General features: G+C 51.7%; 23 protein-coding genes and 2 riboswitches. Of the genes, 3 read left to right on the forward strand and 20 right to left on the reverse strand.

Annotated features, from left to right (window positions below):
* Positions 1 to 115: 115 nt before the first annotated feature.
* The 4 genes from BM058_RS12365 to BM058_RS12380 all read right to left on the reverse strand — a co-directional run bounded on the left by BM058_RS12365 (position 116) and on the right by BM058_RS12380 (position 4559).
* Positions 116 to 1186 carry a hypothetical protein gene (locus tag BM058_RS12365; protein WP_090927363.1) on the reverse strand — a complete coding sequence of 357 codons (1071 nt, stop codon included), beginning with the start codon at positions 1184 to 1186 and terminating at the stop codon, positions 116 to 118.
* Positions 1187 to 1295: 109 nt separating this feature from the next.
* Positions 1296 to 1610 (reverse strand): YerC/YecD family TrpR-related protein, encoded by a 315-nt coding sequence (locus BM058_RS12370; protein ID WP_090927364.1) that lies wholly within the window; start codon positions 1608 to 1610, stop codon positions 1296 to 1298.
* Between the two features lie 53 nt (positions 1611 to 1663).
* Entirely contained in the window at positions 1664 to 2764 is a 1101-nt protein-coding gene (locus BM058_RS12375; protein ID WP_090927365.1) for a DUF3048 domain-containing protein, read from the reverse strand.
* A 49-nt stretch (positions 2765 to 2813) separates the two neighbouring features.
* Complete coding sequence (locus BM058_RS12380) at positions 2814 to 4559, reverse strand: adenine deaminase C-terminal domain-containing protein (RefSeq protein WP_245736979.1); 1746 nt, start codon at positions 4557 to 4559, stop codon at positions 2814 to 2816.
* 169 nt (positions 4560 to 4728) lie between these two features.
* Between BM058_RS12380 and BM058_RS12385 the strand changes: the two genes are divergently transcribed.
* Positions 4729 to 4986, forward strand: coding sequence for a YgaP family membrane protein (locus tag BM058_RS12385; RefSeq protein WP_090927367.1), 258 nt, complete (start codon positions 4729 to 4731; stop codon positions 4984 to 4986).
* Between the two features lie 266 nt (positions 4987 to 5252).
* Here the strand turns inward: BM058_RS12385 and purD are convergent, their stop codons facing one another.
* The 13 genes from purD to BM058_RS12450 all read right to left on the reverse strand — a co-directional run bounded on the left by purD (position 5253) and on the right by BM058_RS12450 (position 18453).
* On the reverse strand, positions 5253 to 6503 hold the full coding sequence (gene purD, locus BM058_RS12390) for a phosphoribosylamine--glycine ligase (protein ID WP_090927368.1): 1251 nt from the start codon (positions 6501 to 6503) through the stop codon (positions 5253 to 5255).
* Positions 6504 to 6532: 29 nt separating this feature from the next.
* The gene (gene purH / locus BM058_RS12395; protein WP_090927369.1) at positions 6533 to 8074 is read right to left on the reverse strand and encodes a bifunctional phosphoribosylaminoimidazolecarboxamide formyltransferase/IMP cyclohydrolase; all 1542 of its coding nucleotides are present in this window, start codon (positions 8072 to 8074) and stop codon (positions 6533 to 6535) included.
* Complete coding sequence (gene purN / locus BM058_RS12400; RefSeq protein WP_090927370.1) at positions 8071 to 8664, reverse strand: phosphoribosylglycinamide formyltransferase; 594 nt, start codon at positions 8662 to 8664, stop codon at positions 8071 to 8073. Before purN ends, purH begins: the two co-directional genes overlap by 4 nt.
* A complete protein-coding gene (purM, locus tag BM058_RS12405) occupies positions 8665 to 9702 on the reverse strand; it encodes a phosphoribosylformylglycinamidine cyclo-ligase (RefSeq protein WP_090927371.1) in 1038 nt (345 codons plus the stop codon).
* 20 nt (positions 9703 to 9722) lie between these two features.
* Positions 9723 to 11144, reverse strand: coding sequence for an amidophosphoribosyltransferase (purF, locus tag BM058_RS12410; RefSeq protein WP_090927372.1), 1422 nt, complete (start codon positions 11142 to 11144; stop codon positions 9723 to 9725).
* Positions 11120 to 13351 (reverse strand): phosphoribosylformylglycinamidine synthase subunit PurL, encoded by a 2232-nt coding sequence (purL, locus tag BM058_RS12415; protein ID WP_090927373.1) that lies wholly within the window; start codon positions 13349 to 13351, stop codon positions 11120 to 11122. The genes purF and purL overlap by 25 nt, the downstream gene beginning before the upstream one ends.
* Entirely contained in the window at positions 13335 to 14018 is a 684-nt protein-coding gene (gene purQ, locus BM058_RS12420; protein ID WP_090927374.1) for a phosphoribosylformylglycinamidine synthase subunit PurQ, read from the reverse strand. The genes purL and purQ overlap by 17 nt, the downstream gene beginning before the upstream one ends.
* Complete coding sequence (gene purS / locus BM058_RS12425) at positions 14015 to 14266, reverse strand: phosphoribosylformylglycinamidine synthase subunit PurS (RefSeq protein WP_090927375.1); 252 nt, start codon at positions 14264 to 14266, stop codon at positions 14015 to 14017. The genes purQ and purS overlap by 4 nt, the downstream gene beginning before the upstream one ends.
* A gap of 4 nt (positions 14267 to 14270) precedes the next feature.
* Positions 14271 to 14981, reverse strand: coding sequence for a phosphoribosylaminoimidazolesuccinocarboxamide synthase (gene purC / locus BM058_RS12430; protein WP_090927376.1), 711 nt, complete (start codon positions 14979 to 14981; stop codon positions 14271 to 14273).
* 15 nt (positions 14982 to 14996) lie between these two features.
* A complete protein-coding gene (gene purB / locus BM058_RS12435) occupies positions 14997 to 16295 on the reverse strand; it encodes an adenylosuccinate lyase (RefSeq protein WP_090927377.1) in 1299 nt (432 codons plus the stop codon).
* Between the two features lie 24 nt (positions 16296 to 16319).
* Positions 16320 to 17450 (reverse strand): 5-(carboxyamino)imidazole ribonucleotide synthase, encoded by a 1131-nt coding sequence (purK, locus tag BM058_RS12440; protein ID WP_407690181.1) that lies wholly within the window; start codon positions 17448 to 17450, stop codon positions 16320 to 16322.
* Positions 17444 to 17929, reverse strand: coding sequence for a 5-(carboxyamino)imidazole ribonucleotide mutase (gene purE, locus BM058_RS12445; RefSeq protein WP_090927413.1), 486 nt, complete (start codon positions 17927 to 17929; stop codon positions 17444 to 17446). The genes purK and purE overlap by 7 nt, the downstream gene beginning before the upstream one ends.
* A gap of 145 nt (positions 17930 to 18074) precedes the next feature.
* A riboswitch (purine riboswitch) is annotated at positions 18075 to 18177 on the reverse strand.
* Positions 18178 to 18261: 84 nt separating this feature from the next.
* The gene (locus tag BM058_RS12450; protein ID WP_090927379.1) at positions 18262 to 18453 is read right to left on the reverse strand and encodes an NETI motif-containing protein; all 192 of its coding nucleotides are present in this window, start codon (positions 18451 to 18453) and stop codon (positions 18262 to 18264) included.
* Positions 18454 to 18624: 171 nt separating this feature from the next.
* Between BM058_RS12450 and BM058_RS12455 the strand changes: the two genes are divergently transcribed.
* Positions 18625 to 19491: a patatin-like phospholipase family protein gene (locus BM058_RS12455; RefSeq protein ID WP_090927380.1), complete on the forward strand. Its 867-nt coding sequence runs from the start codon at positions 18625 to 18627 to the stop codon at positions 19489 to 19491.
* Positions 19492 to 19730: 239 nt separating this feature from the next.
* Here the strand turns inward: BM058_RS12455 and BM058_RS12460 are convergent, their stop codons facing one another.
* Both BM058_RS12460 and BM058_RS12465 read right to left on the reverse strand, forming a co-directional pair.
* A complete protein-coding gene (locus tag BM058_RS12460; RefSeq protein ID WP_245736981.1) occupies positions 19731 to 21014 on the reverse strand; it encodes a Zn-dependent hydrolase in 1284 nt (427 codons plus the stop codon).
* 502 nt (positions 21015 to 21516) lie between these two features.
* Entirely contained in the window at positions 21517 to 22512 is a 996-nt protein-coding gene (locus BM058_RS12465) for an acrylyl-CoA reductase family protein (protein WP_090927382.1), read from the reverse strand.
* Positions 22513 to 22640: 128 nt separating this feature from the next.
* On the opposite strand from BM058_RS12465, the gene BM058_RS12470 reads away from it, so the two are divergent.
* Positions 22641 to 23513: a YitT family protein gene (locus tag BM058_RS12470; RefSeq protein WP_090927383.1), complete on the forward strand. Its 873-nt coding sequence runs from the start codon at positions 22641 to 22643 to the stop codon at positions 23511 to 23513.
* Positions 23514 to 23798: 285 nt separating this feature from the next.
* Here BM058_RS12470 and BM058_RS12475 read toward each other — a convergent pair whose 3' ends face one another.
* Positions 23799 to 25112 carry an NCS2 family permease gene (locus BM058_RS12475; RefSeq protein WP_177195545.1) on the reverse strand — a complete coding sequence of 438 codons (1314 nt, stop codon included), beginning with the start codon at positions 25110 to 25112 and terminating at the stop codon, positions 23799 to 23801.
* A 124-nt stretch (positions 25113 to 25236) separates the two neighbouring features.
* A riboswitch (purine riboswitch) is annotated at positions 25237 to 25337 on the reverse strand.
* Between the last annotated feature and the right edge of the window lie 94 nt (positions 25338 to 25431).

Consider the following 25431-nt stretch of genomic DNA (forward strand, 5'->3'; position numbering starts at 1 on the left):
TTTGCTCGCTAGGCATACATTGATGATAGAGGACCTTCTCTTTTTTTGCCACCGATCAGCTCTCGCAACTACCGAGAACTATTTTACACATACATCGTCCCTGTTCTGTACTTTTCTACCTTGGATAATCCAGCAGTGCCGCCGGCTCATCCTCAGAAATCTGAATGTCCCCCACTTCTATATACGATAAAGCATCCTGTTCATCAATATTTGAAAAGATGAGAAAAATATCGTGCGGAGAACGTTGATAAAGTGCGCGGATTTCTTCTGCATTGGCGTCTACGTTTAAAAGATCAGGACTTCCTATGTTTTGTTCGATTTCTTCAAGTGCCGGGTTCCACTCGTCTGTACTGCGCCCCGCTGCATATACCATACCGGAATCGGTATACCGGGAGCAGCCTTCTCCAAGGTTCAGTTCTTTGTTCTGTTGTTCGGTATCAAGCAGCTTTCCTTTTTCCACGATGTCACATTCGGGCAGGACAAGATCATTTCCATAGGTGCCATTCTCTACATGAGACAACCATTCCATCCAGTCTGCATCCGTCAGACTTCCCTGAACCATACCGCTTTCGATGGACGATTCGGAAAACGGAGTCCCCGGCAGCAGAAAAATAATGACAAGCAGGGCGGCGGTCAAAGAGATTCCAATGCCTGGAAACAGCAGACGACGTCGTTTTCGCGGTTTTTCTGCCGCCTGGTCCTCTGTTGCCGTGATAGACTGTCCGCCTTGTTCCGGCTGCTCCATAAGAGACACCTCGTCTGTTCTCTCCAGTTCGCCGCTCTCTGCCGCCGGGCTGTCATTTACTTCAGACCTTTCTGAATGATCCTGTCCTGCACCAGGATTTTCTATGACCGGCGGGGCAATGGGAGAAACAGGTTCATTAAAAACGGATTCCCCGCGTACGGCTGTCATCCATGTGTGCAGCGCCCACACCGTCAGTTCCTCCGATTCTTCAGATGTTCTGAGCTTTTCTGACGTCCAGTCCGCCATCCAGCCGCTGTCTCTCAGGTTTATCGTTTTCATCTCATCGACAGTACCGTTATCAAGCATTGTCATCAACAGGAGGATATCTGCCCGTCCTTCTCCGTATAATGATTCGAGGGCCTGCTGCAAATGCTTTCTGCACCAGTCCAGTCCGAACTCATTTGCAAAAGACTGTACACTGTTCGTCATAAAATCCTTCATTTTATTCTCCTCCTTCCCCCATCCTTTTCCCGTTTTTTTCCGTTATCGATCTTTTTTCATAAAAAAACTGTCTTCAAGATGCCGTATCCACCTTGAAAGACAGTTCATTTTATTGTTCCTTTTCCTGTTTTTCCTGTTCGCGCACCCGGTCCAGAGTCAGCTGGTAGCTGTCATTGCCAAAATTAAGGCAGCGTTTCACTCTGGAGATAGTTGCTGTGCTTGCTCCTGTCTCTGTTTCGATCTTGTGGTACGTATGACCGTGCTGCAGCATCCGCGCCACTTCCAGCCGCTGGGCGAGCGACTGGATTTCGTTGATGGTGCACAGGTCATCAAAAAATTCATAGCATTCTTCTACACTCTGCAGAGACAAAATGGCCCGGAACAGCTGATCCAGTTCATTTCCTCGTAATTTATCAATCTGCAATGGGATTACACCTCGTTTTCTGCGAATACTTGGACGGACTCTGGTACAAACCGCTACGATTCGATATCTTTTACGCTTTCTTCCAGACCCGCAGAGGCCGGTATCACATTAATCCACGTTTTTCCGGGTTGAAACGGAACCTTTTCGCCGTTCTTATACGGAAGCAGCCGTCCCCCCTCGTTTCTCCATTGCACCTCCAGTGCTTCGCCGTGCTGCAACAGCAGACCGGAACCGCCGTCTTCAAGATTAATCTGCCGGCGTCCGGCTTCATCAACGACCCGGTGGGGGGCTTCGACAATGAAGACATTGGAGGCATCTACCTGTTCCGCCGCTTTTTCCCCTGTAAACGCGGTATTGTCACTGGAACGCTCATACGTTCCGTCCTCTTCGTTATATGAAAATTGTACAACATATTTATCACTGTACCAAACAGAAACGTCTTCGGCCGAATCAGCTGAAACAGCAGAAAAGCCTTCCTCCCTGTAAAAATTGGCAGGGATATCTTTTTGCAGCTCGTACCCTTTGCTTTCCAGTCCACTAAGGGCGTCCTCGTAATATATGTAGGAATTATGGGGGGCCCGCCTTTCTGCCGACCTCTGAAATAACGTTCCATCGTAAAAGAGACCATTCAGATAAGGAACAGCACCCCCCTGCAGCATCCTTTTTGCTTCCGGACTCCAGCCGTGGGCCACATACATTGCATCATAGCCTTCAGCAAGATCGATAAAATACCCCCGCGCACTGCGAACCGGCCCGAGTCTCTCCGGGTGTCCGCTTTGATAAATAGCGAGAAACCTCGTGAGTTCGCCTTCGGTCAATACTTCATAGACGATATCAGCTTCAGACAGCCCGGTCTGGGGACGTGCGTCGGGGTGATTATTAATCATGACAGCAAGAGGCCGCGCCTGTGAAGCTTCATTTGTTCCCTCACCGGTCAACGGTTCCACCGCTGCATATGAAGGCTCTTCCTGCTCCGGTTCCTTCACAGGATCCTCCTGTTTATCCTCTTCCTCCGGGGTTGCTTCCTGTTCTGCCGCTTCTTTTTCTTCATTAGATGCTTCGGTCTCAGCAGGAGCTGTTGAACTTTCCTCGGATGTGCACCCTCCCGCCATAAGAACAACCGCAGCCAATCCGCTCCAAATGATTTTTTTCATGTTATTTCCATCCTTCTTCTCATGCTTTTTCTCATTAGTTTAACGTATCTCAGCGCATAATCGAAGGAAAGAGTACCGTTTTTTTGTGCACATCAAAGATTCCCTTCTGGGTAATACGGATATACGGCAGATGCGTCGACGAGAAAAAGAGCATGCTGTAGACCGGATCCTCGTGAGGATAACCGCGCTCTTTCAGCGCCTGGTCCATTCTTTCGTGCTGTTCGATAACATTGCCCATAGGTTCGAGAGACATGGCGCCGAACAGTTTCAGCGGAATGCTTTCAATGACCTGTTCATCTTCTACGAGGAACATACCTCCGTCATGGTTTTTCAGTTCATTGAACGCCTTCACCATATCCTTTTTCTTTTTACCAATCAGTACAATATCACCAGTATTGGAAAAAGTCGTAGCAAATCCGCCGATACTGCTGCCGAACCCTTTAATCACCGTGTTAATGCGCCATTTACCGAAACGGTCAAGCATGACAAAAAAGCACTGATCATGATCTTCATTCAGCTCATCGGTCGTTACATCAATCGTCATCTGATAAGGCTTCAGAATAACTGAATTCACGAGTTCAATCCCCATAGGCATGGAAAAATGAAGGTCTTCCTCATTCAGGTGCCAGTCGATCATGAATGGATGTACCCCGTAGGAGGACCATTTGAAATCGCGCGGCGGGTAATAATTTTCCCCTTCTTTCAGAATCCAGCGTCCTTTTGCCAGAACGGCTTCCGGAACGGGATTCTGCGGGCTTTCCAGAATGTTTAGATGCGCAATGCGCCCGGGTGCGATCATACCGATTTCGTCGTCAATTCCGAAATGGCGTGCATTGTTGTAGCTTCCCATCTCGTAAGCTTCAATCTCCGGCACCCCTTTCTCCAGTGCAATCGAGATCGTTTTATCAATGACGCCCTGTTTGTAAAAGGACGGTGTGGAACCGTCGGTGTTGAATGTAAAACGACTGAAGTCGGTGATGCCGGCTTCCAGCAGTTCTTCAAGAATCACCGGAAGATCCGGCCGGATGGAAGAATAACGGAGCGATGTCGTCATTCCGGCATCCAGACGCCGCAGTGCTTCTTCACCGGTCATGGCTTCGTGGTCGCCGCTCACGCCTAGCAGTGCCATTTGATTAATCGTACGGGCGGATGCGCCTGGCAGATGGCCTTCAATCGGTTTGTTCAGCTCTTTCGTGTACTGCATCCAGTGAAGGACTGTATCATCACCGGTCATCACTTTCGGCCAGGCTGTGAGTTCTCCGCCCTGAAGAACGAGTGGATGCTCGAGCCACGCCTTCATCTGCGAAGGAGAAAAAATTGAGTCCTCTTCTTCGAGTTCCGTCTGCGCATCATAGCGCGCCCACCAGAACATGGACGTTGGCAGTTGGTTAAGGTCCTCTATAAGTGTAAGCGCTTTCTCTTTCTCTATATTTAAAAAGAAAAACATGTTGTCATTTACCAGGGTGGTCGTTCCACGCAGGGATGCATATTCAGCCATCGTATGGGGATTATATAACTGAAACGGATGGGCATGCGGTTCAATATAGCCGGGAACGACATATTTTCCGCTGCAATCTACAATTTCGGTTTCTGTTGTTACGGCGGGCCAGTCCTTTCCCGCATATACAATCCGGTCTTCATAAATCCAGATGTGTCCTTCGAGCCAGGCTTTACGTGCGCTGCTTAAGTACGTTGCGTTCTGCAGCACCTTGCTCGGTGCCTTTTCGCCGCGCAGCACGGAGAGGTGGCGCCGGAGCGTTTCTTTATCCCAAGGAAATAATTGCTGTGCAGCCAACCATTTCACCTGCTTTCTGTCTGTCGAGTTTTGGTTATCGTATTCATCTATCCAGATTTTATCATCCATCTGATGATGGATATTTTCATTCTACCATGTTTTAGCTCGTTACTCTATAAAAGGAAAGTGACAAGAATTTTAACTTTCCGTAAAGAAAGGAGAATTCGGTATGCGTCCTAATATCGGTATGACTCAGGCATTCTGCCGCATTGTAATTGGTCTGGTTCTTCTTTTCTGGGTCAATGCCCGTTCTTCGCGGATACGCCGCGACCCGGAGGATCATTTGCTGTGGATTGTGATCGGAGCCATGAAAGTCGCTGAAGGCATCACGCAGTTCTGCCCGACGATTAAGTTGTATCACATGATGACCGGAAGCCGTCAGAATGCGGAAAACACACCGGAACATCATAACATGCATGAATCATAAGTCAAGCTGATGTTACGATTTTAACAGTTAAAAACTGCATTTCATGCAGTTTTCGTAAATAATCTAACAAAAATATTTGCGTTTTTGAGCGGAATCAAGAGGAAAGCGGGCGGAGTGTTGGCGATAGCGGGCGGAATTACGAAGAAATCGAGCGAATTATTGTCGAAAACGGGCGAAACCGGCATCAATCATTTAAACCAATAGAAAAAACGGAGCGGGATGTTATCCCTGTCTCCGTTTTTTCTTGATTTCAGGATAATGCTCCGTTAGTCTTTGATAACATTACGCCCGATATCGGTGCGGTAGAAGAGGTTGGTCGTATCCAAGCCTTTCAGTTTCCCATAAACAGCGGTTTGAGCTTCTTGGAGCGTGGCTGCTTTTTCAGCAAGCAGCAGGACTCTGCCGCCGGCTGTGACATACGTGCCGTTTTCTTCTCCGGCTCCGGCAAAAAAGAGCAGATCGGCGTCCGGAACATCTGTAATCGGAACTCCCTTGTCATACGAACCGGGATACCCTTTGGAAGCGGCGACTACGCCGAGAACCGCATCGCTGGACCAGGTCAGGGATGGACGTCCGCCGTCCATAAGCTCCGTCATAACCGATGCCAGGTCCGAATCAAGACGCGGCAGCACGACCTGGGCCTCCGGGTCACCGAAACGAGCGTTGAATTCCACCACTTTTGGTCCGTCCATGGTCATCATCAGTCCCGCGTACAAAATGCCGGTGAAAGGGCGTCCTTCCTCGGCGAGCCCGTCCGCTGCCGGCTGCAAAACATCACGAACCGCACGCTCGACGTCTGAATCATCGAACTGCGGAACCGGGCTGTAAGCGCCCATACCGCCTGTGTTCGGTCCCTGATCGCCGTCAAAGGCGCGTTTATGATCCTGCGCTCCGACCATCGGCACAACGGTTGTGCCGTGAACGAACGCCATCAGCGAAAGTTCTTCGCCCTCGAGGTATTCCTCAAGCACAACACTTGCCCCGGCTTCCCCGAATTTATCATCGAGCAGTATGTCGCGGAGCGCCGCGTCTGCCTCTTCTTTTGTGAAGGCAACAGTTACTCCTTTGCCGGCAGCAAGACCGTCGGCTTTAATGACAATCGGAACACCTTCGTTGTCCACATGCCGAATCGCCTCGTCATAATCCGACGTCACCTTGTACGTGCCGGTCGGAATGCAGTGGCGCTCCATAAATGCTTTCGCAAACGACTTGCTGCCTTCAATGGCCGCCGCTTCCTTTGTCGGTCCGAACACAGTAAGTCCGGCTTCCTGAAACGCATTGACGACCCCCTTAAGAAGAGGGGCTTCCGGCCCCACCACCGTCAGACCGATATCGTGTTCTGCGGCGAACGCCGTGAGACTGCCGGCATCCTCTTCGTTTACATCTATACATACAGCCGTCTGTTTCATGCCCGCATTTCCCGGTGCCGCGTACACGGTATCCACCTCCGGGCTTTCTGCAAACGTGCGGGCCAGCGCATGTTCACGCCCGCCGCCGCCGACAATCAGCACGTTCATGAGTGCGACTCCTCCTTCATCGTGTTGCTTTAGTGTTTAAAATGACGCATGCCGGTAAAGACCATGGCAATGCCAAGTTCGTTGGCTTTTTCAATCGATTCTTCGTCCCGGATGGAACCGCCCGGCTGGATAATGGCACTCACACCGGCTTCCCCTGCGGTTTCAACCGTGTCTTTCATCGGGAAGAAGGCGTCGGAGCCCATGGCGCTGCCCTCGGCTTTCTCTCCTGCCTGCGCGGCGGCAATTTCGGCGGAGCCGACCCGGTTCATCTGCCCGGCGCCCACGCCTACGGTCTGCTGGTCTTTAGCAAGCAGAATCGCATTGGACTTCACGTGTTTGACGACTTTCCAAGCCAGTTTCAGATCCTGCCATTCGTTCTCTGTCGGATCACGGTCGGTCACAACTTTGATATCAGCATCGAGAAATCCTTTGCGGTCTTCGTCCTGAATCAGAGCGCCGCCGTGAATAGACGTAATCTGCGAGCGTTCGCGCGGTGTTTCTTCTTCCATCGCGATTTTCAGCAGGCGGATGTTTTTCTTCTGCGTCAGAACATCAAGCGCTTCCTGGCTGAACGACGGAGCGATAATGATCTCAAGAAAAATCTCTTTGAGATGCTGTGCTGTCTCCTCATCCACTTCGCGGTTGAATGCGGTAATGCCGCCGAAGATGGAGACGGGATCGGAGTCGTACGCTTTTTCGTACGCTTCGGTGATGGACTCACCAATGCCAACACCACATGGATTCATATGTTTCACGGCAACAGCCGCGGGCTGGCTGAATTCCTTGATGATATCAAGAGCGGCTTCGGCATCATTGATGTTATTATAGGACAGCTCCTTGCCGTGCAGCTGGATAGCATTTGCAACAGAGCTCATCGGACCGATCGGCTCCCGGTAGAAAGCAGCCTGCTGATGTGGATTTTCTCCGTAACGAAGATCCTGTTTTTTCTCGTAAGTGACGGTGAATGTTTCCGGATACTGTTCTCCGGTGTGCTCGGTTAAGTAATTGGCAACAAGCGTGTCGTAGGAAGCAGTATGACGGAATACTTTCGCTGCCAGACCGGCTTTTGTCTCCTCTGCGGTATCCCCGTTTTCTTTGATATTATCCAAAATCGAGTCGTAGTCCGCCGGATCGGTGACGACCGTGACATGTTTATGGTTTTTGGCAGCTGCACGCAGCATCCCCGGACCTCCGATGTCAATGTTTTCAATCGCTTTTTCAAATGACGTGTCCGGCTTTTCGATCGTCTCTTTAAATGGATAGAGATTGACGACAACAAGGTCAATCGGGGTGATCTGATGCTCCTCGAGCTGCTTTTGATGTTCCTCATTGTCCCTCATCGCCAGAAGACCACTGTGAATATACGGATGCAGCGTCTTCACGCGCCCGTCGAGGATTTCCGGAAACCCGGTGACATCAGAGATGCCGATTACGTCGACGCCTCCCTCCTTCAGCACGCGGCTCGTCCCGCCTGTAGAAATGATTTCCACGCCGGCAGCTTCGAGCTGCTTGGCAAAAGGTAGAATACCCTCTTTATTGGAAACGCTGATCAGTGCTCGCTTGATGCTCATTTGTGCATCGCTCCTCCCTGCGTAAATCGCTCTTTGAGTAAAAACTGAATCGTATCCGGATACAACCGGTGTTCCACTGCCTGTACCGCCTTGGAAAGGGAAGCGGGAGAATCGGTTGGTTTCACTGCTACCGCTTCCTGGGCAAGTATCGTACCGGTATCCATTCCTTCATCAACTTCATGAACCGTAACGCCGGTCACTTTCACACCGGCTTCCCACGCCTGCTCCACAGCATTCAATCCTGGAAAAGCCGGGAGCAGGGAGGGATGAATGTTTATCATACGTTCCCGAAACGCTGTCAGCAGTGTATCTCCGACAAGGCGCATATAACCGGCCAAAACGATCAGGTCAACTTCCTTCTTCTGCAGTTGTTCTACAATTTCCTGCTCAAATGCCGCCTTGTTTTCATATTGCTTCGGACGAAACGAAAAAACCGGGATATCCATCGCCTCCGCCCGCTGCACCACATGAGCATCCGGCTTATCACAAACGAGCAGGGCAATGTCAGCTTCCAGCCTGTTTTCTGACGCGGCGTCGGCTACAGCCTGGAAGTTGGACCCGCTGCCCGATGCAAAAACAGCCAGTTTCATTCAGGCGTCCTCCTTTACGAACTGCAGTCCTCCGCCGGATGTCACTCGTCCGATACGATACGCCGTTTCTCCGATTGCTTCAAGGGAAGACAGGGCTTCCTTCTCTTCGCCGGCATCTACTACTACAGCCAGACCGATACCCATATTAAACGTGCCGAACATGTCTTCATCGCTCAGACTGCCATGCTTTTGAAGAAACGAAAACAGAGCCGGCGCATCCCAGGAAGACGAATCGATGGCGGCCCCGGTTCCTGCCGGCAGCATCCTCGGAATGTTTTCGTAAAATCCGCCTCCGGTCACATGGGCCATGCCTTTTACCTGCACGCGGCGGCGCAGTTCCTGTACAGCTTTTACATAAATACGCGTCGGCTCCAGCAGCTCTTCGCCGAGCGGCCGCTCAAACGGCGCATACGTTTCCTTCAGATTCAGCCCTGCTTCATCAAGCAGAACATTGCGGACAAGTGACAAGCCGTTGCTGTGAATCCCGGAGGACCGAAGACCGATCACAACATCTCCGGGGGTGATGGTTTCCCCGGTAATAAGCGATGATTTGTCCGCCGCCCCGACTGTAAAACCGGCCAGGTCGTATTCGTGCATGTCATACATGCCCGGCATTTCGGCGGTTTCCCCGCCGATCAGCGCGCAGCCGGCCTGTTCACATCCATCGGCGATTCCTTTGACGATGGCTTCGACTTTTTCAGGAACGGCTTTGCCGCAGGCCAGGTAATCCAGAAAGTAAAGCGGATCCGCTCCCTGAACGGCGATGTCATTGACACACATCGCAACCGCGTCCTGTCCGATCGTGTCATGCTTGTCCATCATGAAGGCAAGCATCAGTTTCGTGCCGACTCCGTCTGTTCCCGACACGAGGACGGGGGATTCGTAAGGAAGCGCGGATATGTCAAACATGGCGCCGAATCCGCCCAGACCTCCCATCACTTCCGGACGCATCGTCCGCGCGGTATGCTGTTTCATCCGCTCTACCGCTTCGTAGCCGGCCTCAACATCGACCCCGGCCTTTTTATAGGCGTCCGACATGGCGGCTGCCTCCTTTCTCGTTATCCATTGATGACTTTGTCATGGGGATGAAGCGTATCTTCATAAATATCAGTCGGATAATTCCCGGTGAAGCAGGCGAGACACTGCCCGCAGTTGGAATCATTGTCCTGTCTTCCGATGCCGCCCAGCATCCCGTCGATGCTGATGAACGAAAGCGAGTCGGCTCCCATTTCCTCCCGCATCTCCTCAAGCGAGTGCGTGGCGGCAATAAGTTCTGACTTGGTGGACGTATCAATGCCGTAAAAACAGGGGTGGGTGATCGGCGGAGAGCTGATGCGGACGTGCACTTCCGCCGCCCCGGCTTCTTTCAGCATCGTAACAATACGGCGGCTGGTTGTGCCGCGTACAATGGAATCATCCACCATAACGACCCGTTTTCCTTCAACGACGCCGCGTACCGGCGACAGCTTCATCTTCACGCCCTGTTCACGCAGCTCCTGCGACGGCTGAATAAACGTCCGGCCGACATAGCGATTTTTAATCATCCCCATTTCATAGGGAATCCCGGTTTCTTCGGCGTACCCAATGGCAGCTGAAATGGAAGAGTCCGGTACGCCGGTGACAATGTCCGCTTCAACCGGCGCTTCGGCGGCCAGTTTTTTGCCGAGGTTTTTGCGCGCGGTGTGGACGTTAATCTGGTCAATATTGGAATCGGGACGCGAAAAGTACACATATTCCATGCTGCACATCCGCCGTTCGGCCGGTTTGGCGTATAGTTCCGAACGCATACCGTCTTGATCGAATGTAATGATTTCACCGGGCTGCACTTCACGTTCATACTCCGCTCCGATGACATCAAACGCACAAGTCTCGGATGCCACCACATAAGCCCCGCCCAGTTTTCCGATGCTGAGCGGCCGGAGGCCATGCGGATCCTGGGCAACCAGGAGCTTATCTTCGGTCATGATGGCGAGGGCATAGGCTCCTTCCACCATGGACAGGGCGTCACTTAATTTATCTTCCATCCGCGGGTACACGCTTCGTTTAATAAGGTGCGCGATCACTTCTGTGTCGGAAGTCGACTGAAAAATACTGCCTTGGTCCTCGAGTTCAAGTTTCAGATTGTGTGCATTCACCAGGTTGCCGTTATGGGCGATAGCCAGGCTGTCAGTCTGAGAGCGGAACATAAGAGGCTGGCAGTTGTCGAGACCGCCGCCGCCTGCTGTTGCGTAGCGGACGTGGCCGAGGGAAGCATGCCCCTGGAGTGTTTCAAGATCGCCTTCTTTGAACGCATCATTTACGAGCCCGAGTCCTTTGTGAATGTGCAGATGCTCTTCATCACTGACCACGATGCCTGCGCCTTCCTGCCCGCGGTGCTGCATACTGTGGAGCCCGTAATAGGAAAGCTGGGCCGCTTCTTTATGCCCCCACAATGCAAAGACGCCGCATTCTTCATTTAATCCTTTGATTTCACCAAGCATGGAATGGCTCCTTTCCAGGCGTTTTCCATTTCTTCTACATCCGCCTGCAGTACCTTTTCACCTGTTGACTGATGGACTTCAAGTGTCGGTTCATTGGTTACCGTGCCGATGCGTACGGCATCAGCAGCTGTGCGTTCAAAGGCTTCGGTGTGTTCGGGAGACACGGATACTAGAAAGCGGGACTGGGTTTCAGCGAATAATGCCGCTGTTGTATCGCCCTCAAGCGTTACATCAGCGCCAAGACCGGCGCTGTCGATGACACTTTCGGCCATTGCGGCGGCAAGGCCCCCTTCGGCGAGGTCATGGGCGGAATGTACAAAACCGCTCCGGATGGCTTCGAGCAGACTCTGCTGCCTTTCTTTCTCGAGATTGAGATCAAGCTCCGGCACTCTTCCGGAAATACCGCCTTCCACCATCTTCTGAACTTCGCTGCCGCCGAATTCCGGTGCTGCTTCCCCGATGACATAGATAACGTCTCCTGCCTGTTTGAAGGACTGGGTCGTGATATCATTCAAATCTTCTATGAGACCAACCATACCGACGACCGGTGTCGGGTATACTGCGCCGTGCTGCGTTTCATTATACAAAGAGACATTGCCGCCGATAACCGGTGTATCAAGAACGGAACAGGCTTCACTCATGCCGTCCGTCGATTTCTCCAGCTGCCAGTAAATTTCCGGTTTTTCCGGGCTGCCGTAGTTCAGGCAGTCCGTCAATCCAAGCGGTGTGCCGCCGGAGCAGACGATGTTGCGCGCCGCTTCAGCTACGGCAATTTTTCCGCCGGTCTCCGGATCAAGATAGATATAGCGCGAATTACAGTCCGTTGTCATCGCAAGGGCCTTATTCGTCCCGCGCACCCGCAGAACAGCAGCATCCGACCCCGGTTGAACGGCCGTATTCGTCTGCACCATGTAATCATACTGATCATATACCCACTCTTTGCTTGCAATCGTCGGCTGACGCAGGAGATCAAGCAGTGTCTGTTTCCTATCTGAGATTGGCAGACTCGATGCCGGAAGCTTCTGGTTTTCCGTGAAAACCCGGTGTTCTGTGGATTCCGGGTGATACACAGGAGCCTCTTCGGCAAGTGCATCGGCTGGAATGTCCGCCGCGACCTCCCCTTCAAAAAGAAGACGGAGGTTCTGTTCTTCGATGACATGACCCACTTCGGCTGCGTACAGCCCCCAGTGATCACAGATGTCACGGACCTCCTGTTCGCGGCCCTGCTTGACGACAAGAAGCATCCGTTCCTGGGACTCGGAGAGCATCATTTCGTACGGTGTCATGCCGCTTTCACGCTGCGGTACTTTGTCGAGATCCATTTCAATGCCAAATCCTGCTTTGCTTGCCATTTCCGAAGAAGAGGAGGCAAGACCGGCCGCACCCATGTCCTGGATGCCGACGAGGGATTCGAGCTGCACGAGATCCTGGCAGGCTTCCATCAACAGTTTTTCCATAAACGGATCGCCGACCTGGACGGAAGGGCGTTTGTCTTCCGAATCTTCGCCCAGTTCTTCAGAGGCAAACGTTGCCCCGTGTATGCCGTCGCGGCCTGTACTCGCACCGACATACATGACGGTGTTTCCGGTTCCTTCGGCCACACCTTTCTGGATGTCTTCGTGGTTAATCAGCCCGACACACATCGCATTCATCAGCGGATTCTCTTCATAGCATGGATCGAACTGTATTTCACCTCCGATGGTCGGGACACCGACACAGTTGCCGTAGCCTGCGATACCGGCCACGACTTCTTCAAACAGGTAGCGTCCTCTGGCGGACTGCAGTTCCCCAAAGCGGAGGGAGTTCAAGAGCGCGATCGGTTTGGCCCCCATCGAGAACACATCGCGGAGAATTCCGCCGACACCTGTCGCCGCTCCCTGGTACGGTTCGACCGCCGACGGATGGTTGTGGCTCTCGGCTTTAAAGGCAACCGCCTGGCTGTCGCCGATATCAATGATTCCGGCACCTTCGCCCGGTCCCTGCAGCACCTTTTCCCCTTTGCTCGGGAATTTGCGGAGCAGCACCTTGGAATGCTTGTAGCTGCAGTGTTCGGACCACATAACGGAAAACACGCCCGTTTCGGTATAGTTCGGAAGACGGCCGAGAATGTTTTCCGCCATGGCAAATTCTTCATCTGTCATTCCCATGTCGTGGTAGACTTTGTCCTCTTTGATTTGCTGTGGCGACGGTTCAAGACGAAGCGACATGTGATTCCCTCCAGTTTTTCAGCATCGATTGAAAGAGCCGGCGGCCGTCCGTGCTTCCAAGAAGGTCCGAGACAGCACGTTCAGGGTGCGGCATCATACCGAGTATGTTGCCTTTTTCGTTTGTTATACCGGCAATTCCGGCAGCAGAGCCATTAATGTCATCCTGGTACGTAAAAATAATCCGGTCGTTTTGTTTCAGTACCTCCAGAGTGTCATCGTCACAGTAATAATTCCCTTCCCCGTGAGCAACGGGAATCGTAACGGTGCTGCCCTGTTCATATTCGGTCGTGAACATCGTATCCGCGTTCACAACGGTCAGCGGGGTGGGACGGCAGATAAATTTCAGGTTTTTGTTGAACTGCATCGCACCCGGCAGCAGACGCGCTTCAAGAAGCACCTGGAAACCATTGCAGATACCAAGAACAGGCATGCCCCGCTGCGCTTCTTCGATGATGCTTTCCATCACCGGTGCAAAACGCGCGATAGCCCCGGAACGCAGGTAATCCCCGTACGAGAAACCGCCGGGAAGCAGGACGGCGTCATATCCCGAGATATCGGTTTCGGTGTACCATACTTTTTCCACTTCTTCTCCAAGCGTTTCCTCAATGGCATAATACATGTCGTCGTCACAGTTCGATCCTGGAAATACAATAACAGCGAACTTCATGAAGACACAGCCTCCCCGATCGTATACGTGTAATCTTCAATGACAGGATTGGACAGCAGTTTTTCGCACATTTCTTCGATACGCTTCTCGAGGTTGTCCGTGTTTTCGACTTCAAGCTCCAGGTATTTGCCGATCCGGACGCTGTTCACCTCGGTGTAGTTCATGGCGTGCAGCGAATCGGCGACAGCACTTCCCTGCGGGTCGAGCACTCCTTCTTTCAGCGTTACGTACACGTGGACTTTAAACATCTGTTTATGCCCCTCCCAGTCTTTTTAGAATTTTTGTATAGCCTTCCTGAAGAGACCCAAGGCCGTAGCGGAACACATCTTTGTCGAATTTTTCCCTTGTCTTTTCATCCCACAGGCGGCATGTATCCGGTGAAATTTCGTCTGCGAGCAGAAGGTTTCCGTCCGCCGTCGTACCAAACTCGAGCTTGAAATCGACGAGCAGAAGTCCGTGCTGCCCGAAATGATCCTTCAACGCTTCGTTGACAGCCAGCGCCCCGGTTCTCATATCCTGCAGCTCATCAGGCTGTGCTGCCTCGAGCATGCGGATATGATCTTCGTTAATAAGCGGATCACCGAGCTCGTCGTCTTTGTAGTAAAACTCAACCACCGGCTCTTTCAGCTCGGTGCCCTCCGCTGTGCCGGTACGGCGGTGCAGACTGCCCGCGACAACATTGCGGACGACAACTTCAAGCGGGATGATTTCGGTTTTTCGGACGAGCTGTTCCGTGTCGGACAGTTTCCGCTCAAAATGGCTCGGAATTCCTGCCTCATCAAGGGTTGCAAAAAGCATCGACGACAACACGTTGTTCAAGCGGCCCTTGCCTGCGAGCACTTCCTGTTTTTCGCCGTTAAAAGCGGTCGCATCGTCTTTGTATTCCACCCATAGCAGGTCCGGATCATCTGTTTCATACAGCTTCTTCGCTTTGCCCTCATACAGCAGTTCCTTTTTCTCCATGCCCGGCGCCCTCCTTTAGTCTTCCAGTCCGGTCCGTTTGAAGACCGTGTCGATTTCACGAAGGTGATGGTTGTAGTCAAAACAGCCGTCAAGTTCTTCCGGCGTAAGTGTTTCGGTGATGCGTGGTTCCTGTTCGATCACCGCGCGGAATGATATGCCATTTTCCCAGGATTCCATCGCTTTAGGCTGTACAAGGTCGTACGCTTCTTCGCGCGCCATTCCCTTGCTGATCAGGGTTAAAAGCACCTGCTGCGAGTAAATCAGGCCGAAGGTGCGGTCCATGTTCGCCTTCATATTTTCCGGAAAGACGGTAAGTTTCTCGATAATGCCGGAAAAACGGTTGAGCATATAGTTAAGCGCCGTCGTAGCGTCCGGCAGAATAATCCGTTCCGCGGAAGAATGGGAAATGTCGCGTTCATGCCAAAGCGGCACATTCTCATATGCTGTCATCATATGACCGCGGATGACGCGGGCCAGGCCTGTCATGTTTTCCGAACCGATCGGGTTACGTTTGTGCGGCATGGCTGACGAGCCTTTCTGTCCTTTGGCGAAAAACTCTTCGACTTCCCGCGTCTCGCTTTTCTGAAGGCCGCGGACTTCCACCGCCATTTTTTCGATGGAAGAGGCAACGAGCGCCAGCGTGCTCATGTAATGGGCGTGGCGGTCTCGCTGCAGGGTCTGGGTGGAAACCGGCGCCGGTTCAAGGCCGAGCTTTTCGCAGACCGATTTCTCAATAAACGGTGGAATGTTCGCAAACGTTCCGACGGCGCCGGAGAGTTTACCGACCCGGACCGTTTCAGCCGCCTGCTTGAACCGCTCGATATTTCGTTTCATTTCTTCGTACCAGAGCGCCAGTTTCATTCCAAACGTAGTCGGTTCTGCGTGAACACCGTGGGTACGGCCCATCATGACCGTATACTTGTGCTCCACTGCCTTTTTTTTCAACACAGCGAGAAAATTCTCAAGGTCCCTGAGCAGAATATCGTTCGCCTGCACGAGAAGATAAGACAACGCCGTATCCACCACATCGGTGGAAGTCAGTCCGTAATGGACCCATTTCTTCTCTTCTCCAAGCGTTTCCGACACCGCCCGCGTGAAAGCAACGACGTCGTGGCGTGTTTCGGCCTCAATCTCCTGAATCCGCTCCACGTCAAATCCTGCATTCCCGCGGATTTTGGCGGCGTCTTCTTTGGGAATATCCCCGTAGTCCGCCCAGGCTTCACAGGCGGAAATTTCTACTTCAAGCCAGGCGTTAAACCGATTTTCCTCCGTCCAGACCGCACCCATTTCCGGGCGGGTATACCGTTCAATCATTCGATTTCCTCCACTCTCTATCGTTTATTCGGGCCATACACGGCTTGTTTTTTCCAGCGCATCGTCCCGCCCGCTGCCAAGAACGGTCCAGTGTCCCATTTTCCGGCCGGTCTTTGCTTCCTGCTTGCCGTAAAAATGAACGTGGCCGCTTCCTGCAAACGAAGCGAAATGATCCTGCACATAAGGCACATGCTCTCCGAGAATATTCGTCATCACGACGGGTTTCAACAGCTGTGTCGAGCCAAGCGGCAGACCGCAGACAGCGCGCACATGCTGTTCAAACTGCGACGTTTCGCAGGCTTCTATCGTATAGTGGCCGGAATTGTGCGGACGAGGCGCCACCTCATTGACATACACCGTGTCTTCATCAAGCACAAACATTTCCACCGCAAGAGTTCCGACGAGATCAAACGCTTCAGCCAGTTCATACGCCATGTCCACGGCTTTCTTTTCTGTCTGCTCCGCTATATACGCCGGTACAATCGTCTGGTGCAAAATATTGTTTTGGTGTTTGTTTTCCCCCGCCGGAAACGTTGTCGTTTCGCCGTTTGTGCTGCGCGTCACGATAACCGATATTTCTTTTTCAAACGGGATCCAGGCTTCCAGCACAAGATCTGTCGTCTGGGCAGCAAGCTCATCAAAAGCATCCTGAATGTTCGTGTCCTCGCGGATGACAACCTGTCCTTTTCCGTCGTATCCGCCTTCACACGTTTTCAAAACAGCCGGACAGCCGATGTCCTGCATTGCTTCTTCCAGAGCAGCAGCACTTGATACAAGACGGTACGGGGACACATCGACGCCGGCGTTCTGAATGGCCTGTTTCTCACGTCCTCTATGTTTCGTTGTATGCAGCAGACTGCTGCCCTGCGGCAGATACATCGATTGTTCGAGAAACGAAGCCGTATCCGCGTCGATATTTTCGAATTCATATGTGAGCACATCACAGTGATTGGCGAGTTCCCGGGCGGCCGCGCGATCATCGTAGGCCGCTTCCACGGATACATCAGCAATTTGTGCCGTCGGGGCATCCGGTTTCGGTTCGAGTACTGCGATCCGGTACCCCATCGCGCGCGCTGACAGTCCCATCATCCGGCCAAGTTGTCCGCCCCCGAGAATTCCTATTGTCTGTCCGGGTAAAATGGAAGGTTTCATGATAAATCCCCCGTTTCCATTACTTTCTGCCGCATAGCTTCACTTCGCTGTTCCAGCCGCTCGGCAATGGTTTCATCAAACGCGCCGAGAAAGCGGGCGGCAAGCAGTCCTGCATTGACGGCGCCCGACCGGCCGATCGCCGTTGTTGCCACCGGCACGCCCCCGGGCATCTGTGCAATCGACAGAAGAGAGTCCATGCCGTTCAGGGCATTGGATTTTACAGGAACACCAATAACCGGAAGTGTTGTCTTCGAAGCGGCCATGCCGGGCAGGTGGGCCGCTCCGCCTGCTCCGGCGATAATTGTCTTCAAGCCTCTTTCTTTTGCCGAAGCGGCGTATTCAAACATGTAATCCGGTGTGCGGTGCGCCGAAACGACCTGCTTCTCGTATGGTATCTCCAGCTCTTCCAGTACATCGACTGCATGTTTCATTGTTTCCCAGTCTGATGTACTTCCCATGATGACGCCTACTTGTGCCTCCATATCAGGATCGACTCCTTCCTTGAACAGTAAAATACCCCGGCGCCGGGGCCAGTTTCTTCCAAGAGAAAGTGGTCCGGCTGCCGGGGGTGTCCCTGCCGGCAAAACAACGGACGCAGCCGATTCCACAGCGGTCCTTGTGCCGGCTTTCTGCCGTTCTTTCTCTCATAGTCCGGCCATTTACGGTCGCCGGGTAGAAACGTATCAGGCCGTATTCCCGATGATATATGAGAGTATTGATTTATCGTTTTATTCCTTTTTCAGCTTAACAGTATGTGATGAAATCTGTCAATTAAAAATCGAACGTTTCAACTTCATGAAAATGAAATGTTCGGTTATTGCGGACGCGCTTCAAATATTATCTTCTGTTTTACCGGTATGTTCTCTATTTTACCGTTTTGCTTCACTTCCTGGAATACCGGTTCCTCTCTGCGTCCGACCGGTGCAAACCCTTCTTTTTGGATGCGCTCCAGGCATTCTTCAATCGTTTCTCCATCCTGCACTTCGAACCGTTTCTTTTTTGCCATATCTGTTCTCCTTTCAAGAGTAGTAGTTCTGTTCTCGTCTGCTTTCATTATTCTATAATACCTGTTTCCTTCATAGAAATGGAAGGAACAGCAGGCACAGTGCTTGTGTAAATTTTCCTGCTTTGCTAGGATTTCATTAGAGGATGAGGGAAGGAAAAGGAGTCTTTGCATATGAACGATATTGGTCTTGTACTTGAAGGCGGAGGAATGCGCGGCGTTTATACGGCGGGAGTTCTTGAGTATTTTCTCGACCAGGACATACACTTTCCCTACGTTTCCGGCGTTTCATCCGGTGCTTCGGTTGCGTGCTCTTACCTTGCCAGGCAGAAAGGACGCAACAAGAAACTCCAGATCGGGATGGCCGGAGACCCGCGTTTTCTAAGTATTCGAAACTTATGGAGGGAAAAAAGTCTGTTCGGCATGAATTTTTTATACGACGAAGTGCCGAAAAGTCTCGTCCCATTGGATGTGGATCAGATTAACAACAGCAGTCAGACGTTTGTCATCGGGACAACCGACATCAAAACAGGAAATCCTCATTATATTTATCACCAGCGTGATGAAGACATACTGACTGCCGTCCGGGCCTCCAGCAGCCTGCCGATGCTGGCCCCGGTCGTGAACTATAAAGGGTGGCAGCTTCTCGACGGCGGCGTGGCCGATCCGGTTCCTGTTGAACAGGCAATCGCCGACGGCTGCGAACAAAACATCATCGTTCTCACCCGCCCCAAAGGCTACCGCAAAGAGCCATTCAAACTGAGTCGTCTCGCCCGCCGCTTTTACAAAAACTATCCCGGCTTCGTCCAGGCACTCATCAATCGACCCGCTGTTTATAACGAGACGATGGACCAGCTCGAGGATTTGGAAGAGCGCGGCAGGGTGAAAGTGCTTCGTCCCGACGCTTCCCTGAACGCCCATCGCACCGAAAAAGATCCGGCCAGGCTGGAAAAAATGTATAACGCCGGCTACCAGGATGCTGCCGATCTTCATCATGATTTTCCCGAGTGGCTCAACCACCCGTACTCATCGGCTACATAAGATACGTAAACCCACCGTGCCTTCAAATCCTCCCTTTTTCAGCTCCGGGACTGAAAAAAAAAGGGGGGGGCAGCGTGCGATGTGGAGAACGGCGGGCTGAAACATAAAATTAGTGCCCGCGTAACACCATCTCGCGGACACTACCGTGCTGATATCTGGAATGAGTGACTGCAAGCTGACGCCGGGGATTATCCGCAAGAGTTCTTCCCTGCACACTACTATCCAGCGTTTTTCTCTTTTTAATTGCCGGCTATTTTAAGCGTTTCAAGCAGCAGTGCGGTGCCGTCCAGGCAGTCTTTGAGTTCCGTGAACTCTTCCGGACTGTGACTCCTTCCCTCTACACTTGGTACAAAAATCATTCCGGATGGAATATACCTCCCAAGTATCATCGCATCATGCCCGGCGCCGCTCGGTAAATATTGATACGGCAGCTCCAACGTCTTCGCGGCTGTTTCCATACGGTGCTGCAGCCACTGGGGGACCGGAACCGGAGGGATACGAACCTGAAGAAGCGTTTCCGATTCCACGTTTCTTTTTTCGGCGATATCAAGCACCACCTGTTCGATGCGCCGGATCATCTCATCCCTCGTATCTTCTTCTATATCCCGGATATCCACAATCAAATCCGCCCGTCCGGCAATTACATTTGATCCATTCGGAGAAAGAGTCAATTTGCCGACCGTGGCAACAGCCGTACTGCTGATTTCGTCCGGAACAGCTTCCACCGCGGTCATCACTTCTGCTGCCGCAGCAGCGGCATCCCTTCTCATATCCATCGGTGTATTACCCGCATGGTCTGTTTCTCCCTTTAACGTGATTTCCAGCCAGGAAGGTCCTGCTATCCCGTTGACAATGCCGACACTGCTGTCCGCCTGCTCAAGCTGTTTCCCCTGTTCCACGTGCACTTCAAGGAAGGCTTCAATCGTTTCAGGTGAAAGGAAGCACTGATTCAGTTTGTTGGGCGTGTATCCAGAACGTTTCATCGCTTCAGCTGCCGTTGTATCGTAATCATCTTTCATCTGAAACAAGTCTTCTTTCGTCACTTCCCCCATCGCGATGCGGCTTCCGAGCAGTCCACCGCCAAAACGGGCTCCTTCCTCATCGATAAAGACTGCGACTTCCACCGGATGAGTCAGCCTCCCTTCCTGTTCGATTACCGCCTCGACGGCCATCAGGGAGCTGATACAGCCAAGCGCTCCATCAAAAGCACCACCTTCAGGCACTGTGTCCAGATGCGAACCAGTCAAAACCGCCGGCATATCAGGGTTCGTACCTTCAAGCCTTCCGTATAGATTCCCAACTTCATCTTCCCGTACGCTTAAGCCCGCCTGCTCCATCCAGGACCGGAACAATGCTTTCGCCTCAGCCTCTTCGTCTGTGTATACAAACCTGGTTACTCCACTGTTTTGCGTTTTTCCTATTTCCGCCATCTCGGACAGCCGCTGCGCAAGAATCCCAGGATCCAGAGAAAGATAATCCCGGCATACCGGCTCCGTTTCAAGCAATCGTTTTTTAATATTCATTTGCTCCCCCATTCTCCCGAGTCCGTTCTGCTTTGCATATAGTGTATGAAACAACGGACCCGGGTTAAACCCTGCACGCTCTGCTGATCCGCGTGACTTAGAACCGTGACAGGTATACTATGATGATTTTTACGATAACGTTTCCGATTGATAGGAAATCTGTATCATCCGGCCTTTCTGCCGTTTGATTGATTGTTTTCTATAACGACCGTTTCCTCAAAGCATACACCATACCTTGTCCATTACGACATATTATAAAGCAATTTTTCATTGAAAAAGTTTCCTGAACAGCCGGATCGTCATTCCTGCAGGTCCGGAGTAACAGGAGTGATGGATGACTCATAAGTACAATAGAAAGAAGTAATTGGAACAACGGCGGTATGAATCGTGTCATGTGACGCTTTCTCCACTTCCACAGGACAAAAAGGGAGGGGAAGTACCGCCTTTTTCTTATAAAAACCGCTCACCCTCCATATAAAGAGGGAGAGCGGTTCTGCATCTCTCAGGCAAAGGTTACGACTTTTCTTCCCTGCACCCGGCCGGCGAGAATCTGATCAAGCGTGGCAGGAAGCTCATGCAGGGAGACATGATCTGCTATCTGCTTCAGTTCCTCTCCGACTTTCAGGTCGGAAGCGAGCCGCTCCCAGACGTCCAGCCGGCGCGGCATCGGACAGTTGACCGAATCGATTCCGGTAAGTGTCACACCCCGCAGTATAAAAGGAAAGACGGTGGTCGGCACCTTGGTTCCCGCGGTAAGTCCACTCACAGCAACGACGCCGTCATACGCCAGCGTACTCAAGACGTAGGAAAGCGTCTCGCCGCCGACCGGATCGACGGCGCCGGCCCAGCGCTGTTTGTCGATGGGACGGATGCTTTCGGGCTGCACGTCGTCCCGGCTTAGAATTTCTGAAGCTCCCAGGCTTTTCAGAAAGTCATGCTCCGAAGATTTACCGGTGCTCGCCGCCACGCGGTATCCGAGATTGGAGAGCATTGCGACAGCCATACTGCCGACACCGCCTGTCGCACCGGTGACAAGAACCGTTCCATCTTCAGGCTTCACGCCTTCTTCCTGAAGCCGCATCACCGACAATCCCGCTGTAAATCCAGCTGTCCCATAAATCATAGCTTCTTCAAGCGTCATCTGTTCCGGAAGCGGTACGACCCAGTCTACCGGAACGCGGGCGTACTCCGCGAATCCTCCGTAATGAGAGACACCGAGCTCGTAACTTGTGACAATAACCGGATCGCCTTTGGAAAACCTGTCGTCACGGGATTCTTCCACCACTCCTGATAAATCAATCCCGGGTACCATCGGATAATCACTTACAATATTTCCATCGGTCATTGCAGCCATGCCGTCTTTAAAGTTCACGCTGGAATAACGAACCTTAACGAGCACTTCACCTTCAGGGAGGTCATCAAACGATAACGTTTGTATATCGCGCGTCACCGTGTTGTCTTCTGCTTTATCCACGATCAATGCTTCAAATTGACTCATTGTAACCGTCCTCCTTTTTTATCATTCTTTCTTATTTTCCCATCTGCAGCCGGATTCAATCTAATGATTTGCCTTACCGGGAAGTGGCTATACTAGGAACAGACCACGGATAAAGGAGAACGACCCTTATGACTTACTGGCTGCGCGGCCTGCGGCTCACGAATTTTATTCTGATCGCCATCGGCGCTTTTATTTTCGCGTTCGGCATCATTCACTTTAATCTCCAGAACGGTCTGGCCCACGGCGGTTTCACAGGCCTCAGTCTGATTCTTTATTACCTTCTCTCCATCCCGCCGTCGATATCCAACATCGTCCTGAATGTTCCGCTCTTTATCATCGGCGGAAAACTGCTTGGACGAAAAGTCTTTATCTACAGCCTCTACGGCACCTTAATGATGTCGCTTGCTTTATCATTTTTTGAAAATATCTGGCACGCCGAGGTCTTTCTGAAAAATGACATGATTCTTGTTTCCCTGTTTGCCGGCGTTTTTGCCGGAACCGGCCTCGGGATTATTTTCCGTTCCGGCGGCACCACCGGCGGCGCTGACATTATCGCCCGGTTGTGTGAAAAGTATCTCGGCACCGGAATTGGATCGACGATGTTTTTCTTCGATGCCTTTGTCATTACATTCTCTCTCGTTCACCTTACGCTGCCGGAGGCTATGTACACTCTTGTAGCGGTCTTCATCGCGACACGGGTAATTGATTTCATCATTGAAGGGGCAAACGCCGCCAAGTCCGCCATGATTATCTCCAATCATACCGATGCCGTTTCAGAAGCGATCACACATCGGATGCGCCGCGGCTCCACCGTACTGACCGGCAGGGGAAGTTACACGAAAAATGAGCGGAATGTATTGTACTGTGTCGTTAACCGAAATCAGCTTATTCATCTGAAATCCATCATTTCCGAAGTGGATCCCTATGCCTTTGTGTCTGTGCATGACGTGAAAGAAGTAGCCGGCGAAGGGTTTTCGTATGAACCGGAAAAGGGGACATAAAACGTTGCCGTCCTCTTTGCATAATGACGTTTACACTGCTGCTTGGTATGGTAAACGTCACTATGACCTGTTCTATGTTACGTTTATACGGACCGCGCCCCTCCTAAACTGTCTCATGAATCATTTATACTTACGTTTAAAGCGTTTTTTCCTCTCCTTTTGGCCGTCGGTCGTCGTATGACCAAAACCAACGTCAACTTTCACCGCGAATGTACAGATGATCTTATATATAAAGAGGACCCCGTTGTCCGGGATCCTCGTTAGTTATGGAAGAAAGTGCATGGATTAAGCCCCTAAAAAGGCAAAATAAATGATAAACACAAAGAACAGCGCGTACATGATCGGGTGAATGTCACGGCCTTTTCCTTTTAGCACCATCGTGATTGGATAAAAGATGAATCCAAGCGCAATCCCGGTAGCGATGCTGTACGTCATAGGCATCGCCACCACGGTTAAAAAGGCCGGGAGCGCCATTTCGAGTTTATCCCACTCGATCAGGCGGAGTGACGATGCCATGAGCACGCCGACGATAATGAGTGCCGGACCTGTTACCTCGTCTGTGACGACGGTAAGAAGCGGCGAAAAGAACAGAGATAATAGAAACAGCACACCGGTGACAAGGGAGGCAAAGCCTGTTCTTGCCCCTGCTGCGACGCCGGATGTTGACTCAATATAAGCGGTGGTCGTGGATGTACCAAGCACCGCCCCAATCGAGGTGGCTGATGAATCCGCGAGAAGCGCCCGGCCTGCGCGCGGAAGCTTATTGTTTTTCACAAAGCCGGCCTGATTGGCGACCCCGTACAGCGTTCCGGCTGTGTCAAAAAAGTCGACAAACAAAAAGGTGAGAACCACAATGGCAATCTGCCCGGCCATCTGGGCACTCCACTCCAGTTCGCCGAGGAAGGTGAACGCCGTTCCGAATGTCGGCGCAAGACTCGGCACGGAACCGACGACGGCATCAGGAAGGCTGATGACTCCAAACAGCATACCGGCTGCAGCGGTGATGACCATTCCGTAAAAGATGCCCCCCTGAAAACCAAGAACCATCAGTACAACTGTGACAAGCAGGCCGAAACAAGCGAGAACGGTCGTCTGCTGCGTCATATCGCCCAGCGCCACCATGGTTGATTCATCCGCAACCACAATGCCGGTATTCTGAAAACCGATAAATGCAATGTACAGCCCGATACCGGCGGCAGCCGCGTATTTTAACTGGGAAGGGATCGCGTTGATGACTTTTTCACGAATCCCAAAGAGCGTAATAAAGATAAAAATAACACCAGAAACAAAAACACTGAAAAGCGCGATCTGCCAGGGTATCCCCATCGTTAAAACAACCGTGTAGGTGAAAAAGGCGTTAAGCCCCATGCCTGGTGCCAGCGCAATCGGGTATTTGGCAATAAGCCCCATAATTAACGTCCCTACTGCAGCGGACAAAGCCGTAGCCGTAAAGATAGCTCCTTCGTCCATACCTGCTTCGGACAGAATGCTGGGATTCACAAACAAGATGTAAGCCATCGCCAGAAAAGTGGTCAGGCCGGCCATGCTTTCCTGTCTGTACCCCGTTCCCCATTCTTCAAATTCAAAATAACGTTTCACAAGCTATTCCCCCATTTTCTATCAGGGTGTACGTGTGCACCCCGTATAATAAGAAAAAGCTCCAGATGCATGATGCTGCATCTGAAGCTTCAACCACAAAAGTCGGACGAAAGAAAGACGCTGCTTCTTTCGGTCCAGAATTCGTAGTCAAGCTATTTACGGCAGCCTGTAGAAACCAGCGGACCCTATTACCGCTGTTATACGAAACGCTTCATATAGAGACAGCCATCTGTTTTTATTATTTTACCCCGAACAGATGGCAAAAGCAGTCATTTTGTCAAATAATTGAACAAACATCCGGATGGCCGGAAACCGATAT

The sequence above is a fragment of the Salibacterium qingdaonense genome (assembly GCF_900114715.1).
In the GTDB taxonomy this organism is placed as follows: Bacteria; Bacillota; Bacilli; order Bacillales; family Marinococcaceae; genus Salibacterium; species Salibacterium qingdaonense.

Coding starts and splice junctions, on each gene's coding strand:
- BM058_RS12365 (WP_090927363.1), bottom strand. CDS start 1,186: ATGAAGGATTTTATGACGAACAGTGTACAGTCTTTTGCAAATGAGTTC.
- BM058_RS12375 (WP_090927365.1), bottom strand. CDS start 2,764: ATGAAAAAAATCATTTGGAGCGGATTGGCTGCGGTTGTTCTTATGGCG.
- BM058_RS12385 (WP_090927367.1), top strand. CDS start 4,729: ATGCGTCCTAATATCGGTATGACTCAGGCATTCTGCCGCATTGTAATT.
- purD (WP_090927368.1), bottom strand. CDS start 6,503: ATGAACGTGCTGATTGTCGGCGGCGGCGGGCGTGAACATGCGCTGGCC.
- purH (WP_090927369.1), bottom strand. CDS start 8,074: ATGAGCATCAAGCGAGCACTGATCAGCGTTTCCAATAAAGAGGGTATT.
- purN (WP_090927370.1), bottom strand. CDS start 8,664: ATGAAACTGGCTGTTTTTGCATCGGGCAGCGGGTCCAACTTCCAGGCT.
- purM (WP_090927371.1), bottom strand. CDS start 9,702: ATGTCGGACGCCTATAAAAAGGCCGGGGTCGATGTTGAGGCCGGCTAC.
- purF (WP_090927372.1), bottom strand. CDS start 11,144: ATGCTTGGTGAAATCAAAGGATTAAATGAAGAATGCGGCGTCTTTGCA.
- purL (WP_090927373.1), bottom strand. CDS start 13,351: ATGTCGCTTCGTCTTGAACCGTCGCCACAGCAAATCAAAGAGGACAAA.
- purQ (WP_090927374.1), bottom strand. CDS start 14,018: ATGAAGTTCGCTGTTATTGTATTTCCAGGATCGAACTGTGACGACGAC.
- purS (WP_090927375.1), bottom strand. CDS start 14,266: ATGTTTAAAGTCCACGTGTACGTAACGCTGAAAGAAGGAGTGCTCGAC.
- purC (WP_090927376.1), bottom strand. CDS start 14,981: ATGGAGAAAAAGGAACTGCTGTATGAGGGCAAAGCGAAGAAGCTGTAT.
- purB (WP_090927377.1), bottom strand. CDS start 16,295: ATGATTGAACGGTATACCCGCCCGGAAATGGGTGCGGTCTGGACGGAG.
- purE (WP_090927413.1), bottom strand. CDS start 17,929: ATGGAGGCACAAGTAGGCGTCATCATGGGAAGTACATCAGACTGGGAA.
- BM058_RS12450 (WP_090927379.1), bottom strand. CDS start 18,453: ATGGCAAAAAAGAAACGGTTCGAAGTGCAGGATGGAGAAACGATTGAA.
- BM058_RS12455 (WP_090927380.1), top strand. CDS start 18,625: ATGAACGATATTGGTCTTGTACTTGAAGGCGGAGGAATGCGCGGCGTT.
- BM058_RS12460 (WP_245736981.1), bottom strand. CDS start 21,014: ATGAATATTAAAAAACGATTGCTTGAAACGGAGCCGGTATGCCGGGAT.
- BM058_RS12465 (WP_090927382.1), bottom strand. CDS start 22,512: ATGAGTCAATTTGAAGCATTGATCGTGGATAAAGCAGAAGACAACACG.
- BM058_RS12470 (WP_090927383.1), top strand. CDS start 22,641: ATGACTTACTGGCTGCGCGGCCTGCGGCTCACGAATTTTATTCTGATC.